The following is a 13,216-nucleotide window of genomic DNA, read 5'->3' on the forward strand; positions in this document are numbered from 1 at the left end:
AACTGGATTTTCTAGGTGTCTTCGCAGAAATCATCCAGGCGGAGCGTTCCGGAACGGAAGGATGACCGCCGGGGTCCACTGATGCTCGTCCGTGGCTTTGCTTGTCTTGTTCACTCCATGCGGTTGCTCATCCGTGTGGCCGGGAAAGCGCGACTCCGACAATTTCCCGCGCCGTAAATCCGTTCCCTTGAAAAGCAACGCGCAATGGCCGGCATCGCTCAGGGCAAAAGCCTGATCGCCCTGTTCGAGGATTTTATCTCTGATTCAGCAAGAGGCCGGCGGCGACAAGCAGGCGGTACACCGCTTGGGGCCGGTAGTATTGCCAATTACAAAGTCACATTACGCAAATTGAAGGACTACCAGGACAAGGCCGGATGCATCCCCCCATTGCATGATTTGCACCGCGGCAGCTTAAGACAGGCCGAGCAAGCGCGCGCCCGATGGAGCCGCTTCATCAGGCGGTTTTCCGACTTCCTGCGCAGTCATGGCGTTCAATCGGACAACTACCTGGGGTTTCACTTCAAGCACATCAAGACACTCCTTCATTACCTGGAAAAAGCGCATGGCTGGGAGCTGGGCCCGGTTCCGGGACTCTTCTATGTTCGAAAGGAAAAGGTACCCATCATCGTGGTACCCATCGCACGTATTCGGGAACTGCTGCATGATGACAGGCTCCTGACCCGTCTCACGCCGGGATTGCAGGAGACCCGGGAAATCTTCCTGGCAGGTTGTTTTACCGGCCTGCGCGTATCGGACCTTTTGTCACTGCAGCGATCACATCTTGAAGTGTCGAAGGAGTCCACTCACCTGGTCGTCAGCAATCACAAGACCGGCAGCCTGGTGCGTATCCCGATCCCCGGCTTCATACTGGCCATTTTCAAAAAGCACCTCCGCACATCCAACCGGCTCCTCCCCCGAATCAGTAACTCCTGCCTGAACAAAAGGCTCAAGGCCCTGGGCGAGGCCGCGGGATGGACAGAACCGCACATCGTATGGCGTAATCGCAACGGAAAGCCGCGGATGATCTTCAAGGATCCTACCCGAAAGACGCATTTTCGATTCTGCGACCTCATCACCTCCCACACCATGCGCAGAAGCGCGATCTCCATGTTACTGGCTTCCGGTATGCCCGAGCATCTGGTCCGCAAGATCTCCGGACACGCTCCCAACAGTGCGGAATTCTTCCGCTATGTAGAAGTCTCCCAAGATCAACTCGACGCAGAAACCCGCAAATTCTTCGCGCTGCTGGAAGAAAACCCCGAGCCAACATGACCGAAATACCATAAAAAAACTATCTTTCAGAGTCCCTTCCCGATGCAGTAACATGCAATCCCACAGCCACTTAGACGGATTTGGATACTATCCCTTCGGGATGGAGATGCCGGGGAGATTGTATAGCCCTACTGGTTACCGTTATGGGATGAATGGACAAGAAACCGACCCGGAGTTAAAAGGTGAAGGGAATATCGTGAACTTTATATATAGAATGCACGACTCAAGGTTAGGTAGATTTTTGAGCATCGATCCTATGGTTAAATCATTTCCATGGAATAGCTCATATGCATTTGCAGAGAATAGACCAATTGATGGACGAGACTTGGAGGGCAGAGAATGGGATCAGGCAACTGACGACCAGGGAAATACGAACGTAACTGTCAATACGAGTTTTAGTGTAGAGAAAAATTTAGGATTATCGCAAGCGCAAATTACAGAATATCAATCAGCAATAAGTTCACAGCTCAATAGTACATTGCAAATCTCATCAGGCGGCACTTTTTCAGGTTCAGCTACTTTTCACGGAGGCAATGTTAGTGGCCGCTTAGTTCCAAGTATTAACTTATATGGTGATAAACATACGGGAGGTCCTGATGACCCGATGACTGGAGGAGCTAATTCCTTTGGAGCAACTAGTATCAATTTATATAAGAAAGATGGTTCATTAAAATCTTCAACGGAAGCAGGCGTGGATGCTGTTCACGAGTTGTTACATACTCTTCGTTTTGAACATCCGTTTGAAAAAACGCAAGGAGCTGACACTAAGTTAATTCATAGTAGTGGCAATAATTACTTGAGCACTCCATCGACAGATCCTAATATTATATATAATATAATGAACTATTCACTAATATATATAGATGGTAAAAATGCCGGAAACGCCCCATTAAATCTCATGACTAAAGATCAGTTAATGATGATGCAGAAAGAAATCGATTTACAGAAACAGGGTTATGGGGTTCGACCGAAATACGATTCGAAAGCGAGCTATGATGAAAACCTAAACCGTTATAATAAACTTTATCGTAATTATTGGTTTAGCACTCCGGGCCATGAGGTTCAAAAGAATAAATAATATGAAATTGTCAATATTTCTTGTGCCAACATTCTTAATTTACTCCTGTACAACAGGGGGAAGAAATATATCTTCAAAAAGTAATTGTGTTATAGAATATGACTCTTTAAGTAATCTAATGGTTTACATTTATGTCAATAAGATGCCAGAATATCAGGGGGGGGATCAAGCATTAATTCAATATTTTGCAGAGAATATTGAACATTATAATCAAGAACGTTTTCAGGCTACTTTCAATATAGAATTTATTGTTGATACACATGGAAAGGTAATAGCCCCCCGAATAAAAGGCAAGGTTACATCTGACTTATCTGAAGCGGAGAAGGAAGTTCTGAAAGTAATGGAAAAGACCCCTAAATGGAATGCTGGTGTTTGTAATGACAAGAATGTACCAGTAAAAATGTTCTTCCCATTGAAATTATAATTATCCGAAGCCAATTTATAGTTCAGTATCATGTTGTCAAAGTGAAGGTCACCCAATTTGAGCTGCGGTCAAATATATATATTTCAAGTACCAATCTCTTGTTCAAGTGTAGCAAATGTCGGATGGCCTCCACACGACTAGAGGGAAGATAAATGAAATGCTATTGCTGAATCCAGTGGAGTAAGATATCTCACCAAGACAGTCACACAGATTTACCGAATCAATATCCGTTAAGTCCTTCGATGATTTCTTGCAAGTGATGCTCTAGATCGGGGAGCTTATCTTTAATAATGCTCCAAACAACGTCATAATCGATACCAAAATAATCATGTATCATGACATCACGAGTAGCTGCCATTTTCTTCCATTCTACATGTGGGTATTTCAGCCTAAATTCATCGTCCAGCCGCTTAGTGGCTTCTCCTATGATTTCCAGGCTGCGTACGATGGCCCTGCATAACGTTTCGTCTGAAAAAGTATCCTGACTGGATTTTCCTGCAGTTACCCGAAGGATGAATCGACACTCGTCCAAGATATGCCGCAAGAACTCACGCTGCGAAGGGAACATACTCAACTTCTCTTAGAATATGAGGACCGATATACTTACCCAATGATGCGGGAGTGACAAGTTCTACTTTACGTCCCAGAAGATCTTCCAGAAAGAAGGCCAGCTCGATGAAGTTGTCGAATGTTTTCTGATCAGGATAAAAGTCTATTAACAAATCAATGTCACTATCCGGGGCGGCTTCATTTCTGATGAATGAACCGAACAGGCCAAGTTGTCTTACACCGTACTGTTTAATACGATCTTGGTTGTTGATCAGACGAGTGATTATCTCGGCTTTGGTACTAACTGCGGAGTACATCTTAAATTCAGATAATCGGTTTACCGGATAGTATACACAAATGTACTGATTTTAGAGCCGCCCCCAATTATTCCGCATGGCGAGCAACATGGCTAATCAAGGACCGACAATTTTCAACCGCAGTGCCCTTGAGTTTTGCCCGAATCATGTAACCCTCTTCACGGACGGGGTAAATTCCGGCAATTACGCGGAAGATCTTGATTCTCAATCTCCGAATAACTATACTTACGATGCCAACGGCAACCTGACGGGGGACGTCTCGGAGGGATTGACGATGTATTGGAACAATTACGGCAAGCTGGATTCGTTGAAGAACGACCACAAATCGCTGGCCATGAAGTTCCGTTATGACCCGATGGGCAACCGGATCGAAAAACGCCTGTATCACCTGGACGGCACCGGCGCGGTGATCCGACAGCGCGCCACGCATTATGTTCGGGACGCGCAGGGTAATCCGCTGGCGGTGTACGAGCTGCTGGGCGGCGACACGGTCGTGCTCAACGAGTTCAACCTCTACGGCAGCAGCCGGCTGGGTATGTTGACCACGGCGGACACCCTGGTGTGCGCCACCTGCACCACAGCCGTGGCTCCTTCGGTCTATTTAAGTCCAGTAGGAAACAAGCGTTATGAGTTGAGTAACCATCTCGGCAACGTAATGACAGTGATCAGCGACAAGATCACGCCAATTGATACGACGAATGACGGATTATGGGACTACTTTAATCCGAGCCTGGTGTCTGCTACAGACTATTATCCCTTCGGGATGTTGCAGCCCGGAAGAAACTTCTCCAGCAGCGAATACCGGTATGGGTTTAATTCACAGGAAAAGGTGGATGAAATATCCGGAAGCGGAAATCATACAACAGCAGAGTTTTGGGAGTATGATACGAGGCTTGTTAGACGATGGAATATTGATCCAGTTGTGAAACCTTGGGAGAGTGGCTACGCGGTGATGGGCAATAATCCTATTTGGAATAAGGACCCAAATGGAGATGATTTTGTTAATGTGCATACTGAACGTAAAAAGGAAGCAAAGGAAAAAGTGGATGAGGCGGCATCCAATCTTGAAAATGCTAAAGAAGGCTTCAAATCATTTGAAGGTATGACGAAAAAGAATGCGAAAGCTGCTGGTGTGTTGAAGGAATTTAAGCAGGCGCGATCTGAACTAAATACTGCTCAAAAGAACTTTAATAAAGCGGATGCCACATATAATCAAGAAGTTGAATATGAAGCGATCGTAAATGATGTATTAAATCAGTTTAAAAGCGTTAATCCTGAAAAATTTGCTGAATTTGATAAGTTCGATCCATTTAATAGGGGCATTATTGATATACATGTAAGTGCTCAAAACGCAGAAATACAAATGCTAGATAAAAATGGGTTTCCAACGGGTCGCACAACTGTTGAAGGCATTAACGCACGATTGGGTAATGCGAATCATAAGGAAGATTATGTTCGAGTTAGACTAAAAGTTATAAAAGTGGACGGGATAGTTAAGTTGCAAAGTATGACTGGCTCATTGGTACATGGATTGGGCCACATTGAAGGTGGGAAAAGACAAGATGAAACTCATGCAGTGAAGTTTAAAAAAGAACAATTTGATGATAAGCTTAAGAAGAATTAGCGCAATAAAATATTTTCTGTTTCTTAATTTAATTCATTTTGTGAGCAATGCTCAAGTAACGGAAAACCTGAAGAATAGGGCTGTGTTACTGGTACATGCTGATTACAATGATTTTTTCATTTCAGAAAATCTTAGAACAATTGATTCGATCATATCGGATTATAACCTGACTCAATTAAAGGTTGATGGTATTTTAGCGTGCTATTTATTTTCTGTTAAGCCCAATTGTATTCATTGCGATCAATGCGAATACATCTTAGCATATAGTAATCTTGAGCATCGTTATTTTAAATTGAAAGGATTTAGGAATAACGAATTCAACGAATTCTATAATCTTCTTTTATTGAGTAGCAAGGATTCGAGCAAAGAAAAGGTGAGTGAGATAATTAAAAAAGTCCGTATTGAAGGATACGATTTAGAAAAGGCTTATATGCATTATTATAAAAATTATAAAAATTCACTTTTTGATGATTCATCATGTTTTAGAAAAGCAATAATCCGAGAATATTAGAGGGAAGAAATTCCAAACTGTGAATTCTACTTGGATCACTTCGCCCCCTGTAACGCCTCATTCAGCGCATCACTTATTTTTTTCTTGCTGATGAAGGCGTCGAGTACGGCTTGATATGCCGCCATTTCTTTTTTGTCGAGCGGTTCGATGAGCGCTACCTTTACCATGAGTGATTTATCGACAGCGTTCGCGTATTTGTTCGGTTCGATTACTTTGGACAAGTCGGCCGAGGAGATAGCGATTGCTTTGGCAATCTTTATCGAGGAAGAAAACGCAGGATCAATCTTACCGCCTTCGATCTTGCTGAAATTGATTGTATTGATCCTGACGGCTAGGGGGACTTCCTTTAGGCTTGGTCCTTGGGCTTTGCGTGGGTTCTTGATTAGATCTCCAATGTCCATTTGAAGCCCTCCCCGAAAACAGCTGCGCTCTAAACTTCCAAATTCGCAATCATAGTTCACAGAGCCGAAGCTAGTGGCCATTCTGGCGCAGTATGAGTAGGAAATCAAGGTCACGGACATCTGCCGGGGGCGTGGCATCATTGAACCGACCTTTTACCAGTGGCAGCGGAAGTATTCGGGGATGGAAGTTTCCGAACTGAAGCTACTGAAGGAGTTTTAACAGAAGCCAAAATAATTTGAACGACTTGTGGCGGATCTGACCCTGGAGAGCCGGGTATTGTTGGGTGTGATCGCGAAAAGCGCTCTGGCCCGCCCGGAAGCGGAAGCTGGTGGGTTGTATCCGGTCTAGAAACAAGGAACTTGTTCTGCGGCCGGCTCATTAGAGATTTAGAGCTGCACGAGGCCCTTTTAGGGGCCTCTAAATCACTTCACAGACGGGGTAAATTCCGGGAATTGCGCGGAAGACCTTGATTCCAATTCTCCGAATAACTATACTTACAATGCCACCGCGACCAGCGGTGTACCGTAGCCCGGTAGGCATGAAACGATATGAGCTTTCAAATAACCCGGGCAACGTAATGACGGTGATCAGCGACAAGATCACGCCAATTGATACGACGAGTGACGGATTATGGGACTATTTTAATCCGAGCCTGGTGTCTGCTACAGACTATTATCCCTTCGGGATGGGGATGCCGGGGAGATTGTATAGCCCTACTGGTTACCGTTATAGTTTTAACAGCAAGGAGAAGGATGACGAAATGAGCGGAAATGGAAATAGTGTGGACTTTGGAGATAGAATGTACGACCCAAGATTAGGAAGATGGAATAAAGTCGATGCTTTACAGGCTAAATACCCAGGATATAGTCCTTACCACTTTGGATATTGCAACCCGATAATAACTGTTGATGTTGATGGTAAAGAAAACATCGTTGTTGTTGGAAATCAGGGATACTCTCCAAAAAGCGACAAGCAAGGAGGAAAGTATAGGTATGGTGAAAATAGGAGACACTTCTTGGAAGCAGGATTAAATGAAGCATTGAGATTGAAACAGGATAAAACCCATGGAACAGAGGGTACAACTTTAGTTATATACAAAGGGAATTATTCTGCTAAAGAAATAGCAAGCTATAAGCAGCGTGCTGAAAAGTCAGGTATTACAGTGGTTGAAGTTTCTTATGCAAATGAAATAACAAATTATGTCAATGAAAAAGAAGCACAGGGTACAGAGGAAGGTAAAGAAAGCGCAAGAAGCAGTGATTTAATTACAGACTTTTCTTATGTTGGTCATGGTTGGACAAAGGCTCTTTATACTGGATACAATGCTATTGAAAATGACGCAGACTATGACGCGTTATATACAAGCACATTTAATACAGAAGCCTTTGATTTAAAATGCGGTGTTAACTTAAATGCTTGTGCCAGTGGTTATGATGTAATGGATGATTTTGTTAACAGGTTAACAGGAGGCGAAGTAACAGGCTACACGACTACAATAATGTGGGGTGAGAAAGGTTTAGGTTCTAATAGACCATATGATAAATGGTATTATCCGCCAGGTGATCCGAGAAGAGAATCGTCCGACAGACCTACAGTACCAGAGGCAAACCGCACAAGAACGGAACAAGGAACAAGAACAGAGTAGAAATTATGAAATTATTTATTAATTTATTTTTAATAAACTTGTTGCTCTATAGTTGTGGCATTACTTCTGCTCAAAAAATGAATAAAAAAGAGAGACAAGTTTTTGTTTATCATATTACTTACAAAGGCCCAAGTTACGAAACTGTTAGAGGAATTGCTTTGTATGAAGGGCAGCTTTATTACCAACCTAATGATTCTTTATTGATGACATATAAGGGCTTGTCAAAGGAGGCGAAACTTTTCAATAATATTGGTGCTTTGAAATTATTAGAGTCGCTTAATGTAGATAGTTTAAGCGAAATAAAAGATTATAAAAATTGCGAATGTTCAATAATCACAAAGAATGAGTATATAATCAAGATTATTGAAAAGGGTATAGTTAAACTATTTGCATTTACAGAGGTATTAAGTTGTAAGCCAACATCTCCTTGTTTATTTATAGAAACTCTTCATTCGATTTTTGATGAGAATAAATAAAAGCCCCGTTTAGAGCTTTTTTATTGATTTTCTTTATTGCTTGGCAGATGCTTTTTTACTCATTAGCCGTGCAGTAAAATATAATATTCCTGCAATACACAATGTCCAAAAGAGAGCATTAATAAATACTAAAAAGGTATTGACTTCACCTGCTTTACCTACACTAAAAGGGGCATTTCTTAAAAATGCAATTACAACTATATACCATTCGGGTTCTCCTCCAAAGCTAAATGCAAACAATGGAGCAAAATAGAATAAAGTAAATAATAGCACCCAAATAATAATTGATGCTAGAACGATAACCGTTATTTTTCCTCTCATCATTTCACGCCCTCCTTTTTGAGTTTATCGCCTAACTCGCCTATTTTCTTATCGGCTGCTGCTCCTGGTCTTGCTAAATCAAAGTGAGGGGCAGCATCGCCCATGCCACCAACCATTGTAGGGGCACTCTGCTCGATACCGTTTTTAAAATCCTGTGATGTTTGTGGGTTACTCAATTTATCTCCTTGAATATCTTCCCTAATTACTTTGCCTATGTTTTTATTAGTCATTAAAGCATTGTACAACTCCGACTTATCAGAAATAGGGCTAGCAATTAAAACAAGGTTGTCAACCTTAATTCCTTTATCTGCCAATCTTAACGCAACGTGTGCCTGTAAAACGCTTCCATAACTATACCCTGCAAGATTTAACTGCTCTCCCTCCTTCAATGGATTTGCTGCAAGGTCTGCCATTATATCATTAACAGCTTTTTCTATCTGCTTGTGGTCTCTGCGTTTTAACTGTACCTCAAGCCCCCTTTCGGTTTTAACTAGATGTTGTCCTACATGAGAGATGTTTTTATAAGAAGCCGTAAACGCCATATCGTTTACGTTCCCACCAGATGCATTAATCCGTTTAAAACCCTCTATGCCTTTTGAAGTAAAAATAATTTTGAACCTGTTAATATAGTTCCACCCATCTGCATCATTTCCTGCACCACCAACAAAGTATAATCTCTTACCGTCTGGGTCAATAAAAACTATCGGATTGTTTCCAAAACCTGCATAAGGAGAGATTGCCGGATATTCTTTAAACGCTGGGTCTGTCCGCCATCTTCTGCCTAATCTTGGGTCATAACCAAAGTCATTAAAACTCAAAAGATTGCCAACACCTTTTATTTCATCATCCTTTTCATGAGAACCAAAACCATATCTGTAATCTCCGGCATTGTAGTTTCTCCCCGGCATCCCCATCCCGAAGGGATAATAGTCTGTCGCAGACACCAGGCTCGGATTAAAATAGTCCCATAACCCGTCACTCGTCGTATCAATTGGCGTGATCTTGTCGCTGATCACCGTCATTACGTTGCCCCGGTGATTTGAAAGTTCATCTCGTTTCATGCCTACCGGAGCTCCGGTACACCGCTGGTCGCGGTGGCATTGTAAGTATAGTTATTCGGAGAATTGGAATCAAGGTCTTCCGCGCAATTCCCGGAATTTACCCTGTCTGTGAAGTGATTTTGAGACTCCTCAAAGGGCCTCTTGCAGCTCTAAATCTCTAATGAGCCGGCCGCAGAACAAGTTCCTTGTTTCTAGACCGGATACAACCCACCAGCTTCCGCTTCCGGGTAGGCCAAAGCGCTTTTCGCAATCACACCCAACAATACCCGGCTCTCCAGGGTCAGATCCGCCACAAGTCGTTCAAATTGTTTTGGCTTCTGTTAAAACTCCTTCAGTAGCTTCAGTTCGGAAACATCCATCCCTGAATACTTACGCTGCCACTGGTAAAACGTCGGTTGACTGATGCCATGCTCCTGCTAGATGTTCGTGACCGTGATTCCCTGCTCATACTGCACCAGAATGGCCACTAACTACGCCTCTGTAAATTTTGATTTTCGCATACACTTTACCAATTTAGCACTTGAGAGCGTTGCTGTTTTCGGGGAAGGCTTGCTAAACTCCGCCAATAAATCCCTCATCGTATGGGCGCTCTCATCGAGCGGCTCGACAAAAATGAGTATTCTGCATTAAATTCAGCGCCAAACACTGTCATCTAAAGAAAGCATAAAGGATGTTCTAAATATTGAATTGCAATACCATGATTTAAAATCAATTCATAAGCACTGATGCCGAAAAAAGAAAAACTTATACAATATTTAGATAGCTTGGAGAATTTTGAGCTTGCATTTTTATATAAATACAACTTAGACTCGCACTTGGAAGATACCGCTAATATTATACGCAAATATATTGAAGACAAGGGTCTGACAGATGATAAAAGAGAAGCTTTAATTAATGAATATAAGATTAAAAGGCATAAAGACAATATAACTAGATGCTCAAGATGCCATTCCGCCAAGGTTCAAACTACACTCATTAGGAATAGTTCAATTTACCAAATGCGTTGTAATGTGTGTGGATTATATGAGGGAAATCAGAAAAAACGTAGAGGGAGACTTGTTCTTGAATTTATACGAGACTTCATTTTAAACATCGGTCACTAATTAGTTATTCCTTATTAATATTTTCACTAATCATCATTCCTCGATCATATTCAATAATAGCAAATATTTTTCCGCTCTCGTCAGATGTCCGTGACTTTGATTCCCTGCTCATACTGCGCCAGAATGGCCACAATCTGAGCCTCTGTGAACTTTGATTTTCGCATACGCTTTACGAATTTACTAGTTTAGAGCGTAGCTGTTTTAGGGGAAGGCTTCAGATTTACTCCTAAAAGTTGCTCAACTGGCACACATACATAAGAAGCTAAAATAATAAAACCCCTCGCGGGGCATTGTTTACTGCATTTTTTCTTTTAAGTCTTGGGTTTTTATTTCAAAGCTATAATATCCTGTACTATCTAAACCATTTCTTTCTGCCTTAGTTGTGGCGTTATCGAGTTGCCTAGTACTACTTTCAAAATCAGGCAATATTTCTTTTTCTACCTTATCGTATAGCCTTTCTTTTGTCAATTGTTTGGAGGAAAGACCAGCTTCTATACCCTTTATTTTATGGTCTATTGTATAAATCTCAATATGATAGTGTAAACTGTCGTTTTCATCATCAAAATAAAACATTTTAATGCCTTTGGCTTCACCTTCGTAACTGTTTTCATAAACGAGCATTGTTTTACGTTTCTCTAACTGCTTCTGTAGCTCTTCTATATCTCCGTTAATATCCGCTTTTATGGGATTAAGATTTACGGAAATAATTTTCTCTTGATTACAAGACGAGGCAATTAAAAGAACTAGCAATGTATATATAAAGTTACCTCGCATTGATTTGGTCTAAGTTTTTAGCGCTCTCATAAAGTATTTGGAAGTTCTTATCACTTGCATCAAACAGTTTCACTTCACCGCTTCTAATGCCATCAAACTTGCTGTCTTCTTTATAACCATCAACTGTTGACGCAATATGCTGTGCCAATCCATTTAGATAACCTGCATAAGCTTCAGCACTCTTCGTTACTTCGCTGAACCTAAATCCTCTTGAATATTCACGGGCATACTGATTGTTGAGCAAGTCTATAACATTATCCTTTGCAAACTCTCCACCTTGCGTATTAATTCCATCTGCCTCGTGGTAATCGCCAACTCGTTTAGCTGTATTCTCACCTAAAGCCATTGCAATAGTTGACTGCCATGCAAAATGTCTAAATGTGTTCACAAAGCCGTTTTCAAGTGGTTTGCTTTCTTTAGAGTCGGCATTTCCTGTCGCTACTGATACTTTTGCTTTTAAATCGCCTTTTGAATCCAATAACTCGTTTGAGAACCATTTTATGTTAGTTGCATAATAAAAACCTGGATTAATTGCTAAACCTAAACCAGATGGCGCACTTGAAGGATTAAAACTAACATGTTTACCATCGTGCATTATGTGCATTGTTCCGTTAATTTGAAAAGCGTAAAGGGCTTTTCTCGATATATTACCCGCATCTTCCCTTGCGAATCTTGGTTGACCACATGCATACAAAATAATATTTCGTGTATAGTCAACACCCTCTAACCCGTCAAGGTCAATATTTAATATAGGGTTATTACTAAAAAATTGATAGGGCGATAAGTGAGGGTAAGAATGAGTTAATGGGTCAACGCTAAATGGTCTGCCTATACGAGGGTCATACATTCTCATGCCGTAATCGTAAGAATTTCCAGAACCTTTTAATTCATTATCCTTTTCCTTACCGTTAAAGCCGTAGCTATACCAAGTACTAGCTGCCCTCCCCGGCATCCCCATCCCGAAGGGATAATAGTCTGTCGCAGAGACCAGGCTCGGATTAAAATAGTCCCACAATCCGTCACTCGTCGTATCAATTGGTGCGATCTTGTCGCTGATCACCGTCATTACGTTGCCCGGGTGATTTGAAAGCTCATATCGTTTCATGCCTACCGGGCTACGGTACACCGCTGGTCGCGGTGGCATTGTAAGTATAGTTATTCGGAGAATTGGAATCAAGGTCTTCCGCGCAATTCCCGGAATTTACCCCGTCTGTGAAGTGATTTAGAGACCCCTCAAAGGGCCTCTTGCAGCTCTAAATCTCTAATGAGCCGGCCGCAGAACAAGATCCTTGTTTCTAGACCGAATACAACCCACCAGCTTCCGCTTCCGGGCGGGCCAAAGCGCCTTTCGCGATTACACCCAACAATACCCGGCCCTCCAGGGTCAGATCCGCCACAATTCGTTTAGCCTGGCCTGGCTTCTGTTCCAACTCCTTCAGTTGCTTCAGTTCGGAAACATCCATCCCCGAATACTTCCGCTGCCACTGGTAAAAGGTCGGTTGACTGATGCCATGCTCCCGGTAGATGTCCGTGACCTTGATTCCCTGCTCATACTGCGCCAGAATGGCCACTATCTGAGCCTCTGTGAACTTTGATTTTCGCATACGCTTTACGAATTTAGCAGTTTAGAGCGTTGCTGTTTTGGGGGAAGCCTCCATA

General features: G+C 42.3%; 16 protein-coding genes. 8 read left to right on the forward strand and 8 right to left on the reverse strand.

Annotated elements, in window-relative coordinates:
- Window positions 1–204 precede the first annotated feature (204 nt).
- From IPJ96_01185 to IPJ96_01195, 3 genes are read left to right on the forward strand one after another with little or no spacing between them, the layout of a single operon-like run.
- Complete coding sequence (locus IPJ96_01185) at window positions 205–1,272, forward strand: tyrosine-type recombinase/integrase (protein ID MBK7908961.1); 1,068 nt, start codon at window positions 205–207, stop codon at window positions 1,270–1,272.
- A gap of 52 nt (window positions 1,273–1,324) precedes the next feature.
- A complete protein-coding gene (locus IPJ96_01190; protein ID MBK7908962.1) occupies window positions 1,325–2,350 on the forward strand; it encodes a hypothetical protein in 1,026 nt (341 codons plus the stop codon).
- 22 nt (window positions 2,351–2,372) lie between these two features.
- Entirely contained in the window at window positions 2,373–2,774 is a 402-nt protein-coding gene (locus IPJ96_01195; GenBank protein ID MBK7908963.1) for a hypothetical protein, read from the forward strand.
- Window positions 2,775–2,994: 220 nt separating this feature from the next.
- Here the strand turns inward: IPJ96_01195 and IPJ96_01200 are convergent, their stop codons facing one another.
- Complete coding sequence (locus IPJ96_01200) at window positions 2,995–3,342, reverse strand: DUF86 domain-containing protein (protein ID MBK7908964.1); 348 nt, start codon at window positions 3,340–3,342, stop codon at window positions 2,995–2,997.
- On the reverse strand, window positions 3,323–3,640 hold the full coding sequence (locus IPJ96_01205) for a nucleotidyltransferase family protein (GenBank protein MBK7908965.1): 318 nt from the start codon (window positions 3,638–3,640) through the stop codon (window positions 3,323–3,325). The genes IPJ96_01200 and IPJ96_01205 overlap by 20 nt, the downstream gene beginning before the upstream one ends.
- 88 nt (window positions 3,641–3,728) lie before the next feature.
- On the opposite strand from IPJ96_01205, the gene IPJ96_01210 reads away from it, so the two are divergent.
- Both IPJ96_01210 and IPJ96_01215 read left to right on the forward strand, forming a co-directional pair.
- Window positions 3,729–5,264, forward strand: a complete 1,536-nt coding sequence (locus IPJ96_01210; GenBank protein ID MBK7908966.1) for a hypothetical protein — start codon at window positions 3,729–3,731, stop codon at window positions 5,262–5,264.
- A 40-nt stretch (window positions 5,265–5,304) separates the two neighbouring features.
- The gene (locus tag IPJ96_01215; GenBank protein MBK7908967.1) at window positions 5,305–5,775 is read left to right on the forward strand and encodes a hypothetical protein; all 471 of its coding nucleotides are present in this window, start codon (window positions 5,305–5,307) and stop codon (window positions 5,773–5,775) included.
- 35 nt (window positions 5,776–5,810) lie between these two features.
- Here the strand turns inward: IPJ96_01215 and IPJ96_01220 are convergent, their stop codons facing one another.
- Window positions 5,811–6,257 (reverse strand): XRE family transcriptional regulator, encoded by a 447-nt coding sequence (locus IPJ96_01220; GenBank protein ID MBK7908968.1) that lies wholly within the window; start codon window positions 6,255–6,257, stop codon window positions 5,811–5,813.
- Between the two features lie 22 nt (window positions 6,258–6,279).
- On the opposite strand from IPJ96_01220, the gene IPJ96_01225 reads away from it, so the two are divergent.
- From IPJ96_01225 to IPJ96_01235, 3 genes are all read left to right on the forward strand, one after another.
- On the forward strand, window positions 6,280–6,396 hold the full coding sequence (locus tag IPJ96_01225) for a transposase (protein ID MBK7908969.1): 117 nt from the start codon (window positions 6,280–6,282) through the stop codon (window positions 6,394–6,396).
- A gap of 319 nt (window positions 6,397–6,715) precedes the next feature.
- Window positions 6,716–7,822 (forward strand): hypothetical protein, encoded by a 1,107-nt coding sequence (locus IPJ96_01230; GenBank protein ID MBK7908970.1) that lies wholly within the window; start codon window positions 6,716–6,718, stop codon window positions 7,820–7,822.
- Between the two features lie 77 nt (window positions 7,823–7,899).
- Window positions 7,900–8,298, forward strand: coding sequence for a hypothetical protein (locus IPJ96_01235; GenBank protein MBK7908971.1), 399 nt, complete (start codon window positions 7,900–7,902; stop codon window positions 8,296–8,298).
- A gap of 33 nt (window positions 8,299–8,331) precedes the next feature.
- Here the strand turns inward: IPJ96_01235 and IPJ96_01240 are convergent, their stop codons facing one another.
- The 5 genes from IPJ96_01240 to IPJ96_01260 form a co-directional block, all read right to left on the reverse strand.
- Window positions 8,332–8,622, reverse strand: a complete 291-nt coding sequence (locus IPJ96_01240) for a hypothetical protein (protein MBK7908972.1) — start codon at window positions 8,620–8,622, stop codon at window positions 8,332–8,334.
- Window positions 8,619–9,680 carry a hypothetical protein gene (locus IPJ96_01245; protein ID MBK7908973.1) on the reverse strand — a complete coding sequence of 354 codons (1,062 nt, stop codon included), beginning with the start codon at window positions 9,678–9,680 and terminating at the stop codon, window positions 8,619–8,621. Before IPJ96_01245 ends, IPJ96_01240 begins: the two co-directional genes overlap by 4 nt.
- Window positions 9,681–11,077: 1,397 nt before the next feature.
- Complete coding sequence (locus IPJ96_01250) at window positions 11,078–11,557, reverse strand: hypothetical protein (GenBank protein MBK7908974.1); 480 nt, start codon at window positions 11,555–11,557, stop codon at window positions 11,078–11,080.
- Window positions 11,547–12,662, reverse strand: coding sequence for a hypothetical protein (locus tag IPJ96_01255; GenBank protein MBK7908975.1), 1,116 nt, complete (start codon window positions 12,660–12,662; stop codon window positions 11,547–11,549). Before IPJ96_01255 ends, IPJ96_01250 begins: the two co-directional genes overlap by 11 nt.
- A gap of 190 nt (window positions 12,663–12,852) precedes the next feature.
- On the reverse strand, window positions 12,853–13,161 hold the full coding sequence (locus tag IPJ96_01260) for a transposase (GenBank protein MBK7908976.1): 309 nt from the start codon (window positions 13,159–13,161) through the stop codon (window positions 12,853–12,855).
- Window positions 13,162–13,216: the final 55 nt, after the last annotated feature.

This window comes from Bacteroidota bacterium, from assembly GCA_016713765.1.
Taxonomy (GTDB): Bacteria; Bacteroidota; Bacteroidia; order AKYH767-A; family 2013-40CM-41-45; genus Pollutiaquabacter; species Pollutiaquabacter aromativorans.